Source organism: Promineifilum sp. (SeqCode) (assembly GCF_041918635.1).
Classification (GTDB): Bacteria; Chloroflexota; Anaerolineae; order Promineifilales; family Promineifilaceae; genus Promineifilum.
The window spans coordinates 1-21,232 of record NZ_JAYRVJ010000314.1 but is presented as its reverse complement, the minus strand read 5'-3'; the positions used below and the strand labels follow the sequence as shown (position 1 = coordinate 21,232).

The window sequence follows — 21,232 nt, the reverse complement described above, 5'->3', positions numbered from 1 at the left end:
GGATTGTAAACCCCCGTCCCGCTTCCTATAATCTCGCCCGGTTTGCGCCACACGAGGCGTAGGCCCAAGTGGGTAACAACAACACATGACAATTTGGCATACACAATCGGTAGATGAAGTACTCAGTGAGTTGAGCGTCCAGCCCGAGGCCGGGCTGAACGAGGCCGAGGCGGGTCAACGGCTGGCGACCTATGGCCCAAACGAACTGATCGAGCGCGGCGGCAAGCACCCGCTGCGCATCCTGTGGCAGCAGTTCACCAGCACGATGGTGCTCATCCTCATCGCCGCTGCTGTGGTCTCCGGGCTGCTGGGCAAGGCGACGGAGACCATCGCCATCGCCGCCATCGTCGTCCTCTTTGCCCTGCTTGGCTTCGTGCAGGAGTACCGCGCCGAGCAGGCCATGGCCGCGTTGAAGAAGCTGGCCGTGCCCGTCGTGCGCGTGTTGCGCGGCGGTGAGCGGCGCGAGCTGTCCGCCCGCGAGCTTGTGCCGGGGGACGTGATCCTGCTGGAAGCGGGCAGCGCCGTGCCGGCCGACGTGCGCCTCATCGAAAGCGCCAACCTGCGCATCCAGGAGGCGGTGCTGACGGGCGAGTCAGAGGCGGTGGAGAAGGAGACGGGCGCGTTGGAGCAGGCCTCACTGCCGCTGGGCGACCGCATCAACATGGGCTACATGGGCACGGCTGTCACCTATGGGCGCGGCACGGCTGTCGTCGTCGAGACGGGCATGTCCACCGAACTGGGCAAGATCGCCTCGCTCATCCAGGACGTGGACGAGTCGTCCACGCCCCTCCAACGGCGACTCGACGGCGTCGGCAAGCTGCTGGCGCTGGTTGGCGTGGCCGTGGCCGGGCTGGTCATGCTCATCGGCGTGCTGCTGCGCGAAGACCCGCGCGACATGTTCCTGACTGCCGTCAGCGTGGCCGTCGCCGTCGTGCCGGAGGGGCTGCCGGCCGTCGTCACGGTGACGCTGGCCCTGGGCGCGCAGCGCATGTTGCGGCGCAACTCGCTCATCCGCAAGCTGCCGGCGGTTGAGACGCTCGGCGCGGTCACCGTCATCTGCTCCGACAAGACGGGCACGCTGACCGAGAACCGCATGACGGTCACAGTCATCGACGTGGCCGGTCACTACCTGGAACTGATCGGCACGGCCCACCCCCATCCCGCCCCCGCGCTGTCGGACAACGGCGCGGCGTCGATCCGGCTGGCCGACCAGCCGCCGGCCATCGGCCTGGCCCTGGCTGGCGGGGCGCTCTGCAACGACGCCTCGCTCCAGCCCGATCCGGAGACAGGGCGGTATGGAGTCATCGGCGACCCAACAGAGGGGGCGCTGCTGGTGGCCGCGCTCCAGGCCGGGGTGCGGCGCGAAGAACTTCTGGCGGTCGCGCCGCGCGTGGCCGAACAGCCCTTCGACTCGGAGCGCAAGCGCATGACCACCGTCCACCGGCTGCCGGACGATCCGGCCGGTCTGCCGGAGGCGCTGGCCGGACTGCGCGCCGCCGGCCTGCGGCCGGGCGAGCAGTACGTCGCCTTCACCAAGGGCGCGGTGGACGGGATGCTCGACATCAGCCGGCGCATCTGGGTCGGCGGCGAACCGCAACCGCTGGACGACCACTGGCGCGAGGGGCTGCACCGCGCCAACGAGCAAATGGCCGATAACGGCATGCGCGTGCTGGGCATCGGCGTGCAGTGGATCGACGCGCCCGATGAGGAACTGGAGCGCGATCTGACCATCATCGGCCTGGTGGGCATGATCGACCCGCCGCGGCCGGAGGTGAAGGCGGCCGTCGCCACGGCCAAGGCCGCCGGTATCCGCCCCATCATGATCACCGGCGACCACCCGCTGACAGCGCGTTTCATCGCCTACGACCTGGGCATCTCCGACAACGGCCGGGTGAAGACGGGGCTGATGCTCGACGCCATGTCGCCCGAAGAATTGGAGCAGGTCGTTGACGACGTATCCATCTACGCCCGCGTGACCCCGGCCAACAAGCTGGAGATCGTCGAAATGCTCCAGAAGAAGGGCCACGTCGTCGCCATGACCGGCGACGGCGTCAACGACTCGCCGGCGCTCAAGCGCTCCGATATCGGCGTGGCGATGGGCATCACCGGCACCGATGTCTCGAAGGAGGCGTCGGACATGGTGCTGCTCGACGACAACTTCGCCACCATCGTCGCCGCCGTGGAAGAGGGGCGCGTTATCTACGACAACATCCGCCGTTTCGTTAAGTTCTCCATTGCCGGCAACGTCGGCAAGGTGCTGGTGATGTTGCTGTCGCCGCTGCTGCTAGGGGCGGGGGCGGCCGTGGCCCTGCTGCCGCTCCAACTGCTGTGGCTCAACCTGCTGACCGACGGCCTGCTCGGCCTCGGCCTGGGCGTGGAGCCGGCCGAGCGCAACACCATGCGCCGCCCGCCGCGCGATCCGAAAGCGGGGTTGTTCAGCGAGGGGTTGGGCGTCCACGTGCTGTGGGTGGGCGTGCTCATCGGCGCGGTGGCCCTGTTGACCGGCTGGTTCTACTACGATCCCGCCAACCCGGACGACACCACGTGGCAGACGATGCTCTTCACCACGCTGGCCTTCCTCCAGGTCGGCCAGGCGCTCGCCTCCCGCTCCAGCCGCGAATCGTTCTTCGCGCTGGGTCTGCGCACCAACCTGACGCTGCTGGGGCTGGCCGTGGCCGTTGTCGCGCTACAACTGGCCGTGCTCTACGCGCCTTTTCTGGAGCGGTTCTTCCTCATCGTCCCGCTGCCGGCCCGCGACTTGCTGCTGGCGATGGGGCTGGGCAGCCTCGCTTTCTGGGCCATCGAGATCGAGAAATGGCTCTTGCGGCGGCGGGGCGGAGCGTAGCCGCCGCGCGGGGACGTGACGCTCACTCCCCGGCTGCCAGGTGGAAGAGCGTCCTGGGCAGGAATTCGCGCGCATTGATGGCCTGAATTTGGGCCTGTGGATCATATACCTCCATCTCGTCGCCGGGAGCGGCGAGGTGGAGGTTTTCGTTGGGGGGTGGAACGTCGCGGAGCGTGACCGCGAAGACCAGCGTGAGCGCCGGCCGGCCGGCGGCCAGGTAGACGCCGTTTAGAGTCTCAGAGCCCCCATACCAGCCAAGGGCCGGCAACAGCCGCCGCCTGATGGTCTCCCATGGCGCTTCACCCCGCGCGACGCGCCCGGCCGGCAACCGCCACGGTTCGCCCGGCCTATCGCGCACCCAGGCGACCGCGTCCCCGAGGGCCGCGACGACGCTGGCGACGACCGCTACGGTCACTTCCCACTCCGGCGCGGACGGCGCGGTTCGTGTCCGGCCCGACAACAGCCGGCCGAGGCGCGCTCCCACACCTTCCTCGATAGACGACAGATAGACCGGCCCGCCCTTGTGGTGGAGCGTGTCGCCGGCCGGCTGCCGGTAGGGCGCAGCCAGGCCGCGCGGCAGCGGTTGGGCGTCGAAGAAGCCGGCCGGCGGCTGCCCTTCCGGGATGGCCAGGTCGCCGCCGCGCATGGTGCAACGGAAGCAGAAGATCAACTCGTCGCCGCGACCGTCATAGTACATGCCCGTCAGGCGCACCGGCAGCACGTACAGCCCGGTCTGCTCGCGGAAGGCGCGGGCCAGTGTGTCGGCCGGCAGGACGTCCGGCTCCAGAGAGGAATAGATCGGCGTCAGGGTCGTGGCGTCAGTCTGTTGTAGCAAAACCCGGCTCTTATGATCCGTTAAGAAGCCGGCAGTAGTAACGCGCATTTTAATTCTTCTCTCGTAAAGTGTTATTCGTGGCGTTTTGTTGAGTATTTTGTGTGTGCTCGCCCAACAAACCGCCCTCACATTTGTGGAAGAAGAGTAGGCTCTCAGTCGTCAATTCACTCAGTCGAATCCACATCCGTCACGGTTGGCGGCTGCCCCTATTCTACCACCGGTGTCTACCCGCACACCGGCTCATCGTTGTACCAAAATACCATAGTGGTCGCGTCCTGCGCGGAACCACACTAGGCGGCGATCCCTTCCTAGCGTCATTGCGCGTCGTCGCAAAGGGTGAATGTAGTGATATGAAGTCTCACACTGGCAAACCCATTATCGTCTTGACCCTGTTGCTCCTCCTGCTGCTGGCAGGTAACGCGCTGGCTCAAAGCCCCGCCAGCCAGAATACGTTCTATGCCCCGGCCGTTCTCAGTCCGACCGCCTGCACCACCGTGGTTAATGCCGGACAGAGCATCCAGGCCGCCGTCAACGCCGCCCGCAGCGGCCAGACCGTCTGCGTCCGCGGGGGCATCTACGTGGAGCAAGTGCAGTTGAAGCCCTCCAGCGCGGGCATTAGCCTGATGGCCTACCCCGGCGAGCACCCCGTCATTGACGGACAAAATCGGGTTCCGGCCGTCACCACCCAGAACAAATTCGCCGGCCTGATCCACATCACAGGCAGCAACATCATCGTGGACGGGTTCGAAGTTCGCAATGGGACGATGCGCGGCATCGTCGTCGGGCAGCCGGCCTCAGCGACGCCTATCCAGAACGTGATCGTGCGCAACACCTTCGTTCACACGAACAAGGAAGCGGGCATTGTCGTGACCGGTAGTTCGACCACCTACGCCCGCAACGTCCTGATCGAGAACAACGTTGTCTACAACAACCTGCGCAAGAACGCCGGCGGCGCGGCCGGCGGCAGCGCGCTGGCCTTCGTCCAGACCACCAACAGCATTGCCCGTGGCAATCGCGTCTATAACAACTATGGCGAGGGGCTGGTAGCCGATCGCTGGTCGTCGGGCATTGTCCTGGAAGATAACACCACCTATGACAACCGGGGCGCGAACCTGTATCTGATCAACACGACGAACCCGCTGGTGCGGCGCAATCTGGTCTACTGCACCGACGACCGCACCTTCTGGCGTAAGGGCAAGGCGACGGCCTACCGCGCCGGCCCCGGTCTGCAGGTCCGCGATGAGGACTTCGAGGGCCAGTCGGTGAAGCCGCCGCCCAGCTCCGGGCAGGTCATCATCAACAACGTCGTCATCGGGTGCGGCTCCAACTTCGGCGTCGCCACCCAGATAGCCGGCGGTGGGCTGAACAACGCCCTGATCGCCAACAACTCCTTCATCAACGCGCGCTCCGACACCGGCGAGGGCGCCAACAACATCGAGATAGAGGGACGGTCCAGTCTGCGCAATACGCGCTTCGTCAACAACCTGATCGTCCAGACCGTGCCGGGCACGATCACCCGCATCCAGACGACGGTGGCGACGCCGAATATGTCCACCTTTACCGTCGCCAACAACCTGTACAACAAGGCGCCGAGCAACGGCTGGTTTAGCACCGAGGCCGGTCGGGTAATCGGCGACCCGCTGCTGGGCAGCCTGGCGCTACCGGTCAGGGGCGTGCTGCCTAACGTGGCCGGCTTCGCCATCCGCGTCGGCTCGCCGGCCATCGACCGCGGCCAGGCCGTGAGTCATGTAACCGACGACTTCTTCAAGGGCAGCCGCGCCGGCGCGCTGGACATCGGTGCGGATGAACTGGGCGGCGGCACGGGCTACATCATTCAGGCTCCGGTGGCGGGTGAGGCAGAGGCCATCGCCGCGGCCGGGGCGCAACCCGCGCCGGTCGAGACGGCGTTGCCCGCAACGCTGCACGTCTCCCCGACCGCGACCGGAACGCTCGGCGACGTGGCCTACAATCCGGGCGACATCCTGGCCTATGACACCGCCACGGGCGCGTGGTCGGTCGTCTTCAACGCCGCCGCGGCCGGTCTGAACAAGCCGCTGAGCGACTTCGAACTGCTGCCCGATGGCTCCATCCTGCTGGCGGTCGATGGTCGCGCGCGCCTCCAGACGCCGAGCGGCCGGCTGACGCTGACCGCCCACGACGTGGCCCGCTACGTGCCCGATGGCGCGGCGGGGCGCTTCGAACTGTACTTCGACGGTTCCGACGCCGGCCTGACGCGGCCCTCGGAGCGGATCGATGCCCTGGCCCTGCGGCCGGACGGCGCGCTGCTCATCAGCACGGCCGGCCCGGTGGCCGTCGGTCGCGGCGCGGAAGCGCTGCGGGCCGAGGGCAGCGCGCTGCTGGCCTTCCAGCCGGCGACGCTCGGTGCGGACACGGCCGGCGCGTGGTCGCTGGCGCTGGATGGCGCGGCGCTGTACGAGGGCGACGTCACGACAGCCTGGTACGACGCCGACGGCGCTCTGTACGCCGGCGATGACGAAGCGATCTTCGCCATCGGCGCGGACGGCAGCGCGTCGCTCTACTGGAGCGCGACCGACGCTGCGGATATGGGTCTGAAGGGCTTCGCCATCGGCCGCTAGTCCACACTGAGTGAAGGGAATGCGCGCGGGCCATCCCCTTCACCCCATCGCTGCCAACATCGACGCAGGCCGGGCCGAGCAAGCCCGGCCTGCACCCTTTCTACCGTCGTAGGGGCGCACCTGCGTGTGCGCCCTGGGGCAGACACGCACGTTACTACAACCGAAGCCGCAAGGCGCACCGCAACTAAGGCGCACCTGCGTGTGCGCCCTGGGGCAGACACGCAGGTCCGCCCCTACCTAGTCGCGGCGAACGTCAGATTCATTGTAAGGATGTTCTGGTATGCTGTGCGCGGTTTCCGCGTTAATGGGCACTTAAGGGGTAGGAAAAATGAAAGCGACCGCGCACAAAATCTTGATCGTTCTGTCCTTGCTGCTGGCGCTGACGGCCACTGGCCGCGGCGCGGGCGCGGCTCTGCTCGACGCAGCCGGCTGCGACGCCGTCGTGAATGAGGGCGAGAGCATCCAGGCGGCCATCGATGCCGCCGCCAACGGCCAGACGATCTGCGTGCGCGGCGGTAGCTACCACCAACTGGTTAGAGTCCCGGAGACAAAGACGAACTTGACCCTGGCCGCCTATCCGGGCGAGACCCCCGTCATTGACGGCCAGCGTGTGCTACCGGGCGGCTTGCCCGCGTCCCGCTTCGTCGCTCTGGTCGAGATTCAGGGGCCGGGAACCGTCCTCGACGGGTTTGAGATTCGCTACTCCAGCGCCCGCGGCCTCGACATCGGCAAGGCGGCCAACAACGCGGTCGTCCGCAACACCAGCGTCCACGACAACTGGAGAACGGGCATTCTGGTGCAGGGCCAGCCGAACGCGCCCAGCCGCGGCGTCCTTGTCGAGAACAACGAGGTCTACAACAACCTGCTCAAAGCGCGCTACACGCCCGTCATCTACCGCGGCCTGCGCTCCGGTACGGGGCCGCAGGATTGGACGTTCGACCTGGACGAACTGTGGAACAACCCCTTCTGGACGGGCGCGGACGCCGATCTTCCTGAGGATTGGGTCAACGGCCTGTCGATGACGTTCAACGACGATGGCACGACGGCGCGCATCTATGCCGGCACGGCTCGCGCCGCCCGCGTCGGCTACATCGGCGCGGAGCACAGCGCCACCGGCGCGCAGTTCAGCTACTCTGGAACCGACATCCTTTTCCACGAGCCGGCCACCAACAAGTGGACGCTGTTCTTCAACGGTGACGCGTTGGGGGCGACGGGGCTGCCGGCCGGGGCGATGATCGACGCTTTCCAGATCGAGCGCCCGCCGGAGCCGGCCCCCTGTCCTGCCTGCACGCCCATCGTGATAAGCTTCGCGGTCGCCACCACCGTGCCCATCGGCGGCACGCCGACGGTCATCGGGCCGAGCGACTTGGTGCGCTTCTCGCCGACGGCCGTGGACAACTACGGCGCCATCACGGCCGGCCAGTTCACGCTCGACCGGTTGGCCTCCAGCATGGTTGGCCTGCCGGCCGATGCCAACATCGACGCGCTGGATCGCGCGCCGGCTCCCGACGGCCGGCTGCTGATGAGCTTTGCCGACAACACCGCTGTCGGCTTGCTGTCCATCAGCAATGAGGATCTGGTTTCCTACGACGAGGCCGCGCAGACCTGGTCGCTTTACTTCGACGGCGACAAGATACCGTTCAATCCGTTCCCTGACGACTTGAAGGCCGCCTGGCTCGACCGGAACGGCCACATCTACATCAGCGGCGACCCCATCGGCGGCAGCGCCCTGGCCTTTGTGGAGACCGAGGATGGCGTCGGCCGCGGCAACCGCGTCTACAACAACTACGGCGAGGGGATCATCGCCGGTCGCTACACCCGGCGCATCACGCTGGAAGACAACGTCAGCTACGACAACCAGAATGCCAACCTTTACCTGGATTCGACCACCGCTCCGCTCGTCCAGCGCAACCTGATCTACTGCACCGGCGACCGGCAGTTCTGGCGCAAAGGCTCGCTGACGACCTACCGGCCGGGCAACGGTCTGTTCGTGCGCGACGAGGACTTTGAGGGCCAGACCACCATGCCGCCAGCCAGCAGCGGCCAGGTCATCATCAACAACATCGTCGTTGGCTGCAGCACCAACTTCGGCGTGTCCACGCAACGCGCTACCGGCGGGGGCGGGCTGCGCGACGCGCTGGTCGCCAACAATACTTTCGTCAACGCCCGCGGCGATGCGGCGGCCGGCGTCAACAACGTCTCGTTCGATAGCGAGGCGACCTACATCGATTCGCGCTTTACCAACAACCTGATTTACCAGACCGAGCCGGGTACGGCGGTGCGCATCATGGGTACGCGCAACGCGTTCGGCACGCTGATCGTGGCCCACAACCTGTACAACACCGCGCCGCCGGCCGGCTGGTTCAGCGGCGAGGTCGGGCGGGTGGTCGGCCCGCCGCAGTTCGCCGGTTCGGCCGCGCCGCCGGGAGCCGGCCAAGCGCCCGTCCCGGCCAACTTCCGCCTGACCTATGCCTCGCCCGCCTTCGACGCCGGCCAGTCGACGGTCGAGGTCGCCGCCGACTTCTTCATCCAGTCGCGCGCGGCCACCGGCGCGCCCGACATCGGCGCGCACGAGCTGCCCTACGTCGGGACGATCATCGTACAGCAGGTCTCGCCGGCGCGGGCGGCGCAGACGTTCGACTACACCGCCGACTACGCGCCGGACGGCTTCCAGCTGCGCGACGGCCAGCGCCACGACTCCGGGCCGCTACCCGCCGGCCTCCACGGTGTGACCGCCGCGCCCATCGCCGGCTGGACGACGACGGGTGAGTGTGATGACGGCTCTCCGCCCGACGCCATCGATCTGGCCCCCGGCGAGACGGTTACCTGCACCTTCAGCAGCAGCCAGGAGACGCGCCTGACCGTGGTCAACCGGCTCGACCCGGCGACCGACCCGCAGCGTTTCGACTTCACGCTGACGCCCGGCGACTCCTTCCAGTTGGGCCACGAGCAGCGCGCTTTCAGCATCGCGCCGGGAACTTATGCGCTCGCCGCCGCCGTGCCCAATGGCTGGCGGCAGACGGGCGCGACGTGCGACAACGGCGACGACGTGAGCGCCGTCACGCTCGCGGCGGGAGATCAGGTGACCTGCACGTTCGATCACGCCCGCCTCGGCCGCATCGTCGTGCGCAAGGAAACGCAGCCTGACGGGGCGGCGCAGCGCTTCGACTTCACCGCCAGCTACGATCCCGACGGCTTTAACCTGGGCGACGGCGAGAGCGACACCTCGGCCTATCTGCCGGCGGGCAGCTACGCCGTGGCCGAAACGCTGCCGGCGGGCTGGGCGCAGACGAACGCGACCTGCGACGACGGCTCGACGCCGGCGGCCATCAACCTCGCCGCGGGCGAGACGGTAACGTGCACGCTGGTCAACGCCCAGTTGCGCCTGGCCGTCACCAAGACGCCCAACCCGACGAGCGTCGTCGCGCCGGGCGGCGACGTGACCTTCAGCGTGGCGGTCAACAACACTGGCGCGGCGGCGGTGACGCTGACGACCCTGACCGATTCGGTCTACGGCAACGTCGCCAACGCCGCCAATGCCGCCCTGAAGGCTACGACGTGCAGCCTGCCGCAGACGGTAGCCGCCGGCGCGGGCTACAGTTGCACGTTCACGGCGACGGTCAGCGGCGCGGCCGGCAACACGCACACCAACCAGGTGACGGCCGCCGGCCAGGGGCCGAACGGGACGCCCGTCAGCGCCGCTGCCAGCGCCTCGGTCGCCATCGTCGCCCCGCAGCCGGGGCGGATCATCGTCATCAAGCGCACCGTGCCGGCCGGTTCGACCCAGGCGTTCACCTTCACGCCGTCCTATGGCGCGGCCTTCCAGTTGCGGGACGGCCAGAGCCATGACTCCGGTCTGTTGCCGCCCGGCAGCTACAGGGTAAGTGAGACTGTGCCCGCCGGCTGGTCGCAGACGGGCGCGACGTGCAGCAACGGCAACGCGCCGGCCGCCATCACCCTGCCCGCCGGCCAGACGGTCACCTGTACCTTCACCAACCAGCGCCTGACCAGCGGCCCGGAGGCTACGATCTACGTCAGCACCAACAAGGCCGGCACGGTGCGAGGTGTGGCCTACGCGATTGGCGACATTCTGGCTTACAACGGGCGCACCGACACGTGGTCGCTCTACTTCGACGGCTCAGACGTGGGCGTGACCAAGACGATCAGCGACTTCGAGGTGCTGGCGGACGGCTCGCTGCTGATGACGCTCAACGCCCGCACGCCGCTGAACAGCGGCGCGGCCCGCTTCACCCTGGAGGTTCAGGACATTGCCCGCTTTGTCCCCACGGCGCTCGGCCCGACGACGGCCGGCGCGTTCTCGCTCTACTTCGACGGCTCCGACGTGGGGATGACCACGTCCGACGAGAGCATTGATGCGCTGGCCCGGCTGGCCGATGGCGCGCTGCTAATCAGCACGTCCGGTAGCGCGTCGGTCAAGAACGGCAGCGCCACGCTGACCGCCAAGGACGAAGACCTGCTGGCCTTCACGGCCACGAGCACCGGCGCGACCACCGCCGGGACGTGGCGACTGCACTTCCGGGGGGCGGATGTGTCGGGCATGACGGTCGAGAACCTGACCGGAGCCTCGGTAGACCCGGCGACGGGCACGCTGTACGCGACGGTCGTCAACAGCTTCACGATCGGCGGGGTCAGCGGCAACCAGTTGACGGTGCTGGCGATTACCCCGGCCCGCGCCGTCTCCGCCTACTGGACGGCCAGCAGCGCCGGCTTCACCAACCCCCTGGACGGCCTTTACATCGTCCGCTAAAGAATTAAACACGGATGGGACACACGGATTTTACGGATGACACGGATTGAACATCAATTTCAATCCGTGTTGATCCGTCCAATCCGTGTCTAATTGCTTCCATCCACCATTGCCCGCGCGATGGCGTTGTGGCGGCGCAGGTGAGGTTCCAGGTCAACGGTCGCCAGATGCCCCTCTCGCACCACGACGCGCCCGTTGACGACCGACCAATCCACCCGCCCGGTGCGGCAGAAGACGATGGCCGCCACCGGATCATGCCAGGCCCCGGCGTAATCCACCCGGTTGAGGTTCACGGCCACAAAGTCGGCGCTCATGCCGGGGGCCAGCGCCCCGATGTCGTCGCGCCCCAGCGCCGCCGCGCCGCCCCGCGTGCCGATCTCCAGCGCCTCGCGCGCCGACAGCGCCCCGGCGTTGCCGGCGAACCCACCGCGGCCGCCTGGGGCCTCGCTCAGGTAGCGGTCGGGAGCGACGCGCTGCAATAGCATCGCCTGGCGCGCCTCAGCCAGCAGGTGGCCGGCGTCGTTGCTGGCCGAGCCGTCCACACCCAGGCCCACCGGCGCGCCCGCCCGGCGCAAATCGAGCACGTGACAGATGCCGCTGGCCAGGCGCATGTTGCTGCTGGGGCAGTGGGCCACGCCCGTCCCCGTGCCGCCGAACAGTTCGATCTCGCCCGGACTCATGTGGACGCAGTGGGCGTGCCACACGTCATCGCCCGTCCAGCCCAACGACTCGACATAGGGCACGGGGCGCTGGCCGAACGTCTCCAGACAGAACGCTTCCTCCTCGATGGTCTCCGCCAGATGAGTGTGCAGCCGGACGCCATAGGCGCGGGCCAGCGCCGCCGACTCGCGCATCAGGTCGGGCGTGACGGAAAAGGGGGAGCAGGGGGCCAGCACGACGCGGGTCATGGCGTGGCGGCCGGCGTCGTGGTAGGTCTCGATCAGGCGGCGGCTGTCGCGCAGGATGAACGTCTCGTCCTCGGTCACGCGGTCGGGGGGCAGCCCGCCCCGGCTCTCGCCCAACGACATGGAGCCGCGCGCGGCGTGGAAGCGCAGGCCGATGTCGGCCGCGGCCCGAATCTGGCTGTCCAGCGTGCAGTCGTTGGGGAAGATGTAGAGGTGGTCGCTGCTGGTCGTGCAGCCGGACAGGGCCAGCTCGGCCAGCCCGGTGATGGTGCTGACGTAGATCGCTTCGTCGGTCAGGTTGGCCCAGATGGGGTAGAGCGTCTTTAGCCAGGTGAACAGGTCAGCGTCCTGGGCGATGACGCGGGTCAGGCTTTGGTAGAGGTGGTGGTGGGTGTTGACCAGGCCGGGCAGGACGACGTGGTCGCGCAGGTCGAGGACGGTGTCGGCTGTGGCCGGCAGATCAGCCGTGGGGCCAACTTGCTCGATGACGTTGTCGCGGACGAACAGCCCGCCGCCGGCGATCTCCTGGCGCGCGTCGTCCATCGTGACCAGGACCAGGGCGTTCTTGACGAGTAGTGTGCTCATGGCAGCTCCTTGTGGGGTGGTTGCGGAACTGTAACACGTCCAGGATGGATTGCGTACTGGAAGAGGAACACAGAGAGACACAGAGACAGGACACAGAGTACCACAGAGACGGAGATAGACGTCTCCTTCTTCCCCCCGTGCAACTCTGTGTCTTCACTCTGTGCTCCTCTGCGTTCCTCTTCCCCTCTACCTTTTTTGGCAAGGCCACGTCCGGTGAGCTATAATAGCAAAATGCCCATCGGGGATGTGGCGGAACTGGCAGACGCGCATGACTTAGAATCATGTGCCGAAAGGCGTGTGGGTTCGAGTCCCTCCATCCCCACTTTCCAACCCAGAGCGTTGCGCCGAGGCAACGCTTTTTCTTTCAAGAGGTAACCCGTGACACTGACTATTCAAACCAGTGAAGATGAACTGCGGCAGTTGACGCTGACCATCGAAGTCGACGAGGCGCGCGTGCAAAAGGCCATGCAGCAGAAGGCGCGCGAGTTGAGCCGCGAGATCACCATGCCCGGCTTCCGGCCCGGCAAGGCTCCCTATGACATCGTTGTGCGCCGCATCGGCGAGGACACCCTGCGCGGCGAGGCGCTCGAAGAACTCGTCCAACCCGTCTTCGAGGAGGCGCTCGAACAGGCCGGCGTCGAACCCTATGCCCAGCCGTCGCTGGAGAACATCCAGGCCAAGCCGCTCGTCTTCACCTTCACCGTCCCTCTGTCGCCGCAAGTGACGCTGGGCGATTACCGCGCCCACCGCCAGGAGATCGAGCCGGTCCAGGTGACGGACGAGGCGCTGCAAGAGGCGCTGGAGTACGTCCAGACCCGCCACCAGGTCGTCGAGGCTGTCGACCGGCCGGCCCAGGCTGGTGACGTGGTAACGATGAGCGGCAGCGGCCGGTTCACCGCTCCCAGGCCGCCGGCCGAGGGTGAAGAAACGACCGCGCCGGAGGAAGGCGAGACGGGCGAGGCGATCTTTGACGAGGAGCGGCTGGAGCTGTTGCTCGACGCCAAGACGCTCTTCCCCGACACGCCCTTCGTCGAGAACATCATCGGCATGGCCGTCGGCGACCAGAAGCAGTTCAGCTTCACCTTCCCCGATCCCTATGAGCACGACGCGGAGTACGCCGGCCGCGAAGCGACGTTCGACGTGAGTGTGACCGACGTCAAGAAGCGCGAACTGCCGCCGCTGGATGACGAGTTGGCCAAGCTGGAGGGCAAGTATGAGACGCTGGACGAACTGCGCGAGGCGCTGCGCCGCGACCTGACGCTCCAGGCGGAGAACACGGCCAAGGAGAAGACCATCGAGGAGATGATCGACCACCTGCTGGAGGACGCCACGCTCGTCTACCCGCCCGCCGCCGTGGAGAGCCAGCTAGATGACGCCGTGGAGGAGTTCAAGCAGCGGTTGACCCGCAGCGGCTGGGAGTTCAAGGATTACCTCAACCTGCAGGGTATGACTGAGGAGAAGCTGCGCGAGGACTTCCGCGAGAACACGGAGCGGGGGCTGCGCCGCCAGTTGGTCTTGCGCGAGTTCATCCTGAATGAGCGCCTGCGTGTGGGAGCGGCCGACATCGACCACCTGATCGAGGATCGCGTGGCCCGCTTCGACAACGAGGGGCTGAAGGAAAGCATGCGCAACTACTACCGCAGTGGGCGCGGGTTCGAAACGATCAGCAGCGAAGTGCTGAGCGATAAGGTTTACGAGCGCATCAAGGAAGTCCTGAGCGGCACGGCCCCCGATCTGGCGGCGCTGGCCGCGGCGGCCGAGGCCGACGAAGAGGAGTAGGTGAGGCGTCCCGGCAAATAATGGAAATCTAACGCCTTGCCGGTAAACTCATTGAGAGCGGCCGGGTACCTGTCCTCGTTTGCTGCTAAGGTAGATAAAGAGTGAAGCAGAGTTCTGCAGAGATCGCGCCGAGTTCCACAGAGAAAGCCCTCTTCTCTCAGTGGCACTCTATGTTCATTCTCTGTGGAACTCTGTGTCCCTCTTCGCTTTGAGGAGAATCAGCTATGTTCGACATTCCAACGTCCCTCGTCCCCATGGTCGTCGAATCGACCGGCCGCGGCGAGCGCGCCTATGACATCTTCTCGCTCTTGCTGAAGGAGCGGATCATCATCTTGGGAACGCCCATCAACGATCAGATCGCCAATCTCATCGTCGCCCAACTGTTGTGGCTGGCCAGCGAGGATGACTCGAAGCCCATCCGCATGTACATCAACTCCCCTGGCGGCCAGGTCTACGCCGGCATGGCGATCTACGACACGATGCAGCAGGTCACCTGCCCCGTCTCGACCGTCGCCGTCGGCTTCACGGCCAGCTTCGGCACCATCCTGCTAACAGCCGGCACGAAGGGCATGCGCTACGCGCTTCCCAACGCGACCATCCACCTGCACCAGCCGCTCGGCGGCGCGCGCGGCCAGGCGTCGGATATCGCCATCCAGGCTCAGGAGATTCTGCGCCTGCGCACCGACCTGAACAGAATCCTGAGCTACCACACCGGCCAGACTGTCGAACGCATTCAGAAGGACACCGACCGCGACCTGTACATGACCGCGACCCAGGCCCGCGACTACGGGCTGGTGGATGAAGTGCTGCGCAGCGGCATTCCCGAGAACGGCGACGGGCGGTAGAAAGAGAACAATCCGCCGATTAGGCAGATTTTCGCAACAGCCGGAGCTTTTGCTCCGGCTGTTGTTTTTAGGCTGGTCTCGGCTGCGCCTGCAGAATTTGCCCACAGACGGTTCTACACCTATAATCGGCCTGTCTGGGTGGTCGTATGCAGACAGCGCCTGGGCCAACGCGAGACACATGATCAAACGCTTCACACGTGCGCGGTTTGGGAATCTGTTCCTGATTCTGTTGAGTATCACGGTCGGTTTGGCCTATCTCGGCGCCTCCCTGCAACCCCCCGCGGTTGGCGCCATTCCCGCGCAACAGACCAACCTGCAAGTGGGCTTCACTTCAACCTCATTCTCGGTCGACGAGGACGACGGGCCGGCCGTAATTCAGGTTCAGATCAATCAGGCCCCGCCCGCCGGTCAAACAGTAGTCGTGGAATATCTAACGGTGCCGGGCACGGCCATCGCGGGGCAAGACTATACAACGGTCACCGGTCAGCTGACGTTTAGCAATTCGACGGCCACTACGCAGAGCTTTAACGTCCCAATTATCAACAACGCCACTTCCAATCAGGCGAATCGAACGGTTAACCTGGTCTTACGAATAATATCCGGCCAGGCCACACTGGCCCCCGGCCAGGCTGTGCTGACCATTGTGGACGACGACCCCACGCCCACGCCGACCGTGCGGCCGACGGCGGCCACCGGCACGCCCATCTTCGTTGACCTGACCGAACCGAACGACTCCTTCGACGAGGCGCACCCTGTCCAGCCTGACGCCACCGCCCTGTGCCAGCTCACCCTTTGGCCGCCCGGCGATGAGGATTACTACGTCTTCGCCGTGAAGCAGGGCGTCTTCTACAAGGTCCAGACCGACCAGTTATCGCCCGGCCTCGATACGGTGCTGAAGATCTACAACCAGAACGGCGAGCCGATCGCTGAGAACGACGATATTGGCGCGGCCGGCGAGTTCCGCTCCGAAGTCGTCGTGCGGGCCGATACCACGGGAACCTACTTCGCCCGCGCCGTCAACAAAAGCCCGGCCGACGCGGCCAATAAGACCTACTGCTTCGGCATTGACGCGATGGAGCAGCCGACGCCCACGGCGACGCCCACCCTGCTGCCCACCCGCGTCGGCTCCGACACCTGCGAGCCGAACGGCACGCTGGCGCTGGCTTGCCTCTTTGGTGAGAACCAGTCGCAGGAGTTCAACTTCGTGCCCCCCTTCAATGAGGGGCCTGACCAGGACTTCTACCGCATCTGGGTCAAGCCCGGCATCACCATCACCTGCGAGACGAACCAGCTCTCCAGCGTGACGGACACCAACATGATCTTCCTGGGGCCGAACGGCGAGGACTTCAATCCGCAATTGGGCAACGACGACAAAGCGCCGGGCGATAAAGGCAGCCGCCTGACCTTCACCTCGTTTTACACCGGCTGGCTGACCGTCCTGATCGGGCCGGTGAACCCCGTCCCGCTGGCCCAGGCGGCGCAGTTTACCTATACCCTGGCCTGCACGTCCAGCGTCCCGCCGACAGCGACGCCGACCGTGCCGCGGCCGACAGCGGCGCCCGGCGGGGGCGGCGGGGGTGGCGTGTTTGTGCCGACCATCACGCCGCTGCCGACGCCAACGCCATTCGATCTGTCGGCTCTACTGACCCCCTCGCCAACGTTCATCCCCCTGGTGACCATCCAGCCCCTGCCGACCGGCACGCCGGCGACCGGGGCGGGTGGGACAACTACCGTTAACCTGACCGTTTTCTACGACAGCAACTTCAACTTCACGCCGGAGATCAACGAGGGCATCATCGACGTGGCCGTGGCGCTCTACGATAACACCAACGGCCGCCTGCTCGCCTTCGGCTATACTAACCAGTCGGGCGTGGTGCGCTTCGAGGCCGTGCCCAGCAGCGGGGCGGTGCGCGTCGAGGTGCCGCTGCTCAACTACACCCAGATCGTGGGCCCGGGCGAGTCCAATATCGCGGTGCGCGTCGCGCCGCTGCCCCTGCCCATCGGAATTCCGTAAGGAGCGGAACCGGGGACGCGCCGCTGACGTCCTTCTTTTGATCCATCATGACGGCCGATCCGCAACCCCCCGCCCGCAGCCCGCTGCAACGCCTGACGGCCAATCCGGCCCTGCTTCTACTGGCCATTGTAGCCGTGATCGCGCTGTTAGCCGCCTGCATCATGGGCTTCCTGCTGCTGCGGCCCATGATCAGCGGCGACGGCGGCGCGGAGACGGCCGGCGGCACGCCCGCGACCGGCGAACCGACGCCCTTTCCCGACGCGACTCTGCCGGCCGGCGGCAGCGAGCCGGTCATTGTCGGCGTCAGCGAGTCGGGAACTTTCTCAGTCACCCTCGACGCGCCGGCCACCCTGGGCATCCTCGACCAGCAGCGGGCCGTCCAGCCGCAGAACATCGGCGTCGATGGACTGTGGAACCCGGAGATCGCTGAAGAGAACGCCGCCTGGATCAACGGAACCATCGTCAACTACGTCTTCGGCCTGCCCGATACTGAGGCCAATCGCACCCTGCTGGAATCGCTGGCCCCCGGCAATGAGATGACCGTCACAACCCGGCAGGGCGTGACCCATACCTTCGCTTTCGACAGCCGCGGCCAAGTGTCCAGCGCCGACCGCAACGTCTTCAACCAGCAGTCGCCGGGCATCACCATCCTCCTGCTGGATGGCGAGGCTGAAGAGCGGCTGGTGGTGCGCGGCCGGTACGAGGTGGCCGCCGCCGACCCGGCCTCGTCGGGCAACGTCATCCAGTCGGGCGAGACGGCCCAACTGGGCGACGCGCAGATCACCGTCGAGGCTAACTCGTTCCTGACCGGCCGGCCGGAAGCGCCGCCGGGCTTTGGCTTTTTCCTGATCGACTTCGTAATACAGAACGTCGGCCTGACGGCCGTGGATACCAGCGCCTACCGCTTCGCCCTGAGTGACGAGCTAGGCAATCAATACGCGCTGAACCCCATCGCCAGCCGGCTGGGCAATTACCCGCCGCTGGCCGGCTTCGTCAACGCCGGGCAATCGGTGACGGCCACGGCCGGCTACCAGATACCGGCCGGCCTGGTCAGCCCCAACCTGACCTGGACGGCGACCGCGCCCGATGGGGCGCAGATTCAGGCCATCCTGCCTTTCACCGCCGGCGGCGCGGCCGGTCAGAGCGTCGTCATCTCCCTGCAAGAGGCGACGATCACGCCCGACCTGAATAATCTCATCGTTGTGGGACAGGTAACCAACATGGGGGCGCAGCCGCTGGTCATCACGTCGGAAGACATCTCGCTGCGCACGCCGGCCGGCGCCGACTACTTACTGCTGGCGACCAACCCGCCGTTTCCCTGGACGGCCCCGCCGAACCAGACGCTCCAGTTCTCGCTGACCTACCAGCGGCCGATCGGCTCCGCCTCGGCCGTCCTGACGCTGCTCGATCAACCGTTTGAGTTGAGCGGGTTGCAGTAGGCCCCGCGTTACGATCCCTTTTTGCCGTTGAGGATGAACTCCATCGACGATGACGCCCGCTTGCCGCGGCTGGTGTAGTAGAGCACCATCCCGGCCAACAGGGTCATGAGACCCAACACCAACCCGCCGAACTGAAGCGGGCCGATGAACGGCCGCTCGAACTCCGGCTGCACGTGTGTGCCGATGCGGATGATGTCGGCGAAGCCGGACACGTAGCACAGCACCAGCCCCGTCAACGAGAGGCGGATGCCGATACCGGCCTGGAGCGATTGGGGCGCGTCGGCCGGGCGGCCGGCGCTCAAATACAGGTAGATGGCGACTGTCAGGGCGCTCACGCCCAGCAGGAAGGCGAGTGTCTGGAGCACGCCAAAGCCGGGTGTGGGGCCGATGCCGGCGAGTTCGGCGATGATGGCGCCAATGATGAACACCACGCCCAACAGCGACAGAATCACGATCACTGCCCGCCGTACGCGGGCCGCTCTGCTACTCATGAGTTTTGCGTCACTACGGCAGAAAACAGAGACGCTGCGTCGAGCGACGCAGCGTCTTCAACTGTCGGGGCAGCGGGACTCGAACCCACGACCTCTTCAACCCCATTGAAGCGCGCTACCAAGCTGCGCCATGCCCCGGGTACACACAGCATTATAACAGATGGCGGGGTGGGCGGCAAACCGTTGGAGACCTGACAGGTGGGCGGCCACAGGTTCTCGTGCTTGCCGGAGCACCTATTGGCCGCCCACCTGTCAGGTCTCTAGGATAGAGAGACGGCCAGCAAACTCAGCAGCCCCAGGATGAAGTTGTAGCCGGCATGGACGAGGATGGCGACCGTGGTGTTGCTGCGCTTGCGGATGATGCCCAGTACGACGCTGAGCAGGAAGACAGTCAGCGTGGCCGGACTGAGGCCGTACTGGACGTGGGAGACGGCGAAGATGAGCGACGTGAACACAATGCCGAACACCGGCTGGAGCGCGCCGCGAAACAGCAACTCCTCGCCCAGTCCGGCCGCCGCGGCCAGCAGGAACCACTCCCACACCGTATCGAAATCGCCCAACAGCGCCTCGTTGAGACCGCCCAACTGCTCCGCCTGCGCCGGGTCGAGCAGCGTCCACGTCGCGCCAATGCAGCCCTGCAGGAAGACGAAGAAGAGCATCCAGCGCACGCCGGTCCACAGTTGGCGGGCCGTCGGCCGTCGCAAGCCGAGCCGTTCGTTGAGCGCCACACTATCGCGCCGCGTGAATAGCCCAACGCCGATAAAGGCGGCCAGCACGAACATCAACTGCTGCGTCAGCACGTCGACCAGTGACGCCTCCAGTCCCGAATCGACCAGCGCCTCCAGCGCGCCGGGGGCCGAAGACAGGGCCGCGTTGCCGGCCAGATAGCCGATCATCGCCAGCGCCAGGGTGTGAACGGCCGACTCCGGCTCCAGCGCGGGCAGCAGCCGGGCCAGCGCGCGCCGCGTCGGCTTCAGGCTGGCGGCCATGCCCCACAAGCCCATGCCGAGCAGAATGACCCCGCTCCGGCCCTGACCAAGCCCCGGCAGGCCCGCGCCGGCCAGGTTCAGGCTCTCCGCCGGCAATAATAGCAGCGCCAGCCCGCCGGCGGCCAGCAGCGCGTTAGCCAGGAAGAGGAGCAGGTTGAACGCCAACCGCGCCCCGGCGCCCCCGCGCGCGGCCACCACATTCGCGACGCCCATGATGAGCAGGATGGGCAGGCTGACGAGGAGGAGCGTCATGGGATGGAAGCCAGCCGCCCGCGACAGAGTCGCGGGCGGTCGGCCGTGGATCAGGGCTGAACCAGAACTGAATCGTAGAACACGCCCAGGTTGGGCAGATTCTGGAAGCCTTCGCCCCGGTAGGGGAAGTACTGCTCGGCCGTCTGCGCGATGTCCAGGCCCTCGGGCAGTTCGCCGATCGCCAGACCGATACGGTTGCCGGCGATGAGGCCGCTGACGGGGATGGAGAAGCGCCCGTTCTCATCGGTCTGGCCGATGCCGAGCGGCGTGCCGTTGTAGCTGATATCGAGCACAGCCAGGGTGAGATTGGGCGGCGCCTGACCGGTGATGGTCGTGGCGCTGGCCGCGACTGGCTGGTCGATGCGGAAGCGCGGCTCCAGGAACGCCTCCTCGGCGGCGCTGGGCGGATACTCCAGCGGCGTCTCGGTCGCGGGCGGGGCCGCTTGTCCATCGGCCGGGTAGGGGTCGGTCACTTCGGCGACCGCTCCCGGCGCGGGATAGGCCTCTTGTCCGGTTGCGTCCGCCGCGGTGGACGCTGTGGGCGCAGTGCTCGTCGCCAGCGCGCCATCGGTTGGCACGGTGGCGGCGATGGTGGCTGCCGCTTGCGGCTCTGCGCCCCCACAGGCGGCCAGGAAGGCCGCCAGAATCAGGACGCAGCAGAACAGAAAAAGCGGTGCTTTGCTTTTTAGGATTCGCATAGGTTGGATTCTAACTGAAAGTGGCAAAAACAGAAGCCACCTCTAAGGGTGGCTTCTGTTTTAGAGGCTATGGGCCAGCGTCAGTTTACTGGTTGAACCCTTCGTACAGCTTCGCATCCTGGTTGGACGCGGGATTCGCGCCAGCGGTGAAGCCAGGCTCTTCGTTCACGATGGCGACGATGGGCTGATT

Annotated in this window: 12 protein-coding genes and 2 tRNA genes; 8 read left to right on the top strand and 6 right to left on the bottom strand. The window is 66.3% G+C overall.

The genetic code is table 11. The features are described from left to right. Positions 1 to 85 precede the first annotated feature (85 nt). Entirely contained in the window at positions 86 to 2,845 is a 2,760-nt protein-coding gene (locus ACE3UY_RS10095; protein WP_374687409.1) for a cation-translocating P-type ATPase, read from the top strand. A gap of 22 nt (positions 2,846 to 2,867) precedes the next feature. On the opposite strand, the gene ACE3UY_RS10090 is transcribed toward ACE3UY_RS10095, so the two are convergent. After that, positions 2,868 to 3,680: a hypothetical protein gene (locus ACE3UY_RS10090; RefSeq protein WP_374687408.1), complete on the bottom strand. Its 813-nt coding sequence runs from the start codon at positions 3,678 to 3,680 to the stop codon at positions 2,868 to 2,870. Positions 3,681 to 4,030: 350 nt separating this feature from the next. On the opposite strand from ACE3UY_RS10090, the gene ACE3UY_RS10085 reads away from it, so the two are divergent. Both ACE3UY_RS10085 and ACE3UY_RS10080 read left to right on the top strand, forming a co-directional pair. Continuing rightward, positions 4,031 to 6,277: a right-handed parallel beta-helix repeat-containing protein gene (locus tag ACE3UY_RS10085; protein WP_374687407.1), complete on the top strand. Its 2,247-nt coding sequence runs from the start codon at positions 4,031 to 4,033 to the stop codon at positions 6,275 to 6,277. A 328-nt stretch (positions 6,278 to 6,605) separates the two neighbouring features. Continuing rightward, complete coding sequence (locus tag ACE3UY_RS10080) at positions 6,606 to 11,045, top strand: NosD domain-containing protein (RefSeq protein ID WP_374687406.1); 4,440 nt, start codon at positions 6,606 to 6,608, stop codon at positions 11,043 to 11,045. 89 nt (positions 11,046 to 11,134) lie between these two features. On the opposite strand, the gene ACE3UY_RS10075 is transcribed toward ACE3UY_RS10080, so the two are convergent. Next, complete coding sequence (locus tag ACE3UY_RS10075) at positions 11,135 to 12,535, bottom strand: 8-oxoguanine deaminase (protein ID WP_374687405.1); 1,401 nt, start codon at positions 12,533 to 12,535, stop codon at positions 11,135 to 11,137. A 240-nt stretch (positions 12,536 to 12,775) separates the two neighbouring features. Here ACE3UY_RS10075 and ACE3UY_RS10070 point away from each other — a divergent pair. The 5 genes from ACE3UY_RS10070 (at position 12,776) to ACE3UY_RS10050 (ending at position 18,612) form a co-directional block, all read left to right on the top strand. Next, positions 12,776 to 12,857 (top strand) — tRNA-Leu (locus tag ACE3UY_RS10070). A 56-nt stretch (positions 12,858 to 12,913) separates the two neighbouring features. Beyond that, positions 12,914 to 14,314 carry a trigger factor gene (tig, locus tag ACE3UY_RS10065; protein ID WP_374687404.1) on the top strand — a complete coding sequence of 467 codons (1,401 nt, stop codon included), beginning with the start codon at positions 12,914 to 12,916 and terminating at the stop codon, positions 14,312 to 14,314. 224 nt (positions 14,315 to 14,538) lie between these two features. Further along, positions 14,539 to 15,159, top strand: coding sequence for an ATP-dependent Clp protease proteolytic subunit (locus ACE3UY_RS10060; RefSeq protein ID WP_374687403.1), 621 nt, complete (start codon positions 14,539 to 14,541; stop codon positions 15,157 to 15,159). A 247-nt stretch (positions 15,160 to 15,406) separates the two neighbouring features. Beyond that, complete coding sequence (locus ACE3UY_RS10055; protein WP_374687402.1) at positions 15,407 to 17,173, top strand: Calx-beta domain-containing protein; 1,767 nt, start codon at positions 15,407 to 15,409, stop codon at positions 17,171 to 17,173. A gap of 47 nt (positions 17,174 to 17,220) precedes the next feature. Then, entirely contained in the window at positions 17,221 to 18,612 is a 1,392-nt protein-coding gene (locus ACE3UY_RS10050) for a DUF4352 domain-containing protein (protein ID WP_374687401.1), read from the top strand. 8 nt (positions 18,613 to 18,620) lie between these two features. On the opposite strand, the gene ACE3UY_RS10045 is transcribed toward ACE3UY_RS10050, so the two are convergent. The 4 genes from ACE3UY_RS10045 to ACE3UY_RS10030 all read right to left on the bottom strand — a co-directional run bounded on the left by ACE3UY_RS10045 (position 18,621) and on the right by ACE3UY_RS10030 (position 21,042). Continuing rightward, complete coding sequence (locus ACE3UY_RS10045; protein WP_374687400.1) at positions 18,621 to 19,103, bottom strand: hypothetical protein; 483 nt, start codon at positions 19,101 to 19,103, stop codon at positions 18,621 to 18,623. A gap of 64 nt (positions 19,104 to 19,167) precedes the next feature. Then, positions 19,168 to 19,241 (bottom strand) — tRNA-Pro (locus ACE3UY_RS10040). A gap of 122 nt (positions 19,242 to 19,363) precedes the next feature. Further along, complete coding sequence (locus ACE3UY_RS10035) at positions 19,364 to 20,344, bottom strand: lysostaphin resistance A-like protein (protein ID WP_374687399.1); 981 nt, start codon at positions 20,342 to 20,344, stop codon at positions 19,364 to 19,366. A gap of 50 nt (positions 20,345 to 20,394) precedes the next feature. Continuing rightward, positions 20,395 to 21,042, bottom strand: a complete 648-nt coding sequence (locus tag ACE3UY_RS10030; protein ID WP_374687398.1) for a hypothetical protein — start codon at positions 21,040 to 21,042, stop codon at positions 20,395 to 20,397. Between the last annotated feature and the right edge of the window lie 190 nt (positions 21,043 to 21,232).

Coding starts and splice junctions, on each gene's coding strand:
- ACE3UY_RS10095 (WP_374687409.1), top strand. CDS start 86: ATGACAATTTGGCATACACAATCGGTAGATGAAGTACTCAGTGAGTTG.
- ACE3UY_RS10085 (WP_374687407.1), top strand. CDS start 4,031: ATGAAGTCTCACACTGGCAAACCCATTATCGTCTTGACCCTGTTGCTC.
- ACE3UY_RS10080 (WP_374687406.1), top strand. CDS start 6,606: ATGAAAGCGACCGCGCACAAAATCTTGATCGTTCTGTCCTTGCTGCTG.
- ACE3UY_RS10075 (WP_374687405.1), bottom strand. CDS start 12,535: ATGAGCACACTACTCGTCAAGAACGCCCTGGTCCTGGTCACGATGGAC.
- ACE3UY_RS10060 (WP_374687403.1), top strand. CDS start 14,539: ATGTTCGACATTCCAACGTCCCTCGTCCCCATGGTCGTCGAATCGACC.
- ACE3UY_RS10050 (WP_374687401.1), top strand. CDS start 17,221: ATGACGGCCGATCCGCAACCCCCCGCCCGCAGCCCGCTGCAACGCCTG.
- ACE3UY_RS10045 (WP_374687400.1), bottom strand. CDS start 19,103: ATGAGTAGCAGAGCGGCCCGCGTACGGCGGGCAGTGATCGTGATTCTG.
- ACE3UY_RS10035 (WP_374687399.1), bottom strand. CDS start 20,344: ATGACGCTCCTCCTCGTCAGCCTGCCCATCCTGCTCATCATGGGCGTC.
- ACE3UY_RS10030 (WP_374687398.1), bottom strand. CDS start 21,042: ATGCGAATCCTAAAAAGCAAAGCACCGCTTTTTCTGTTCTGCTGCGTC.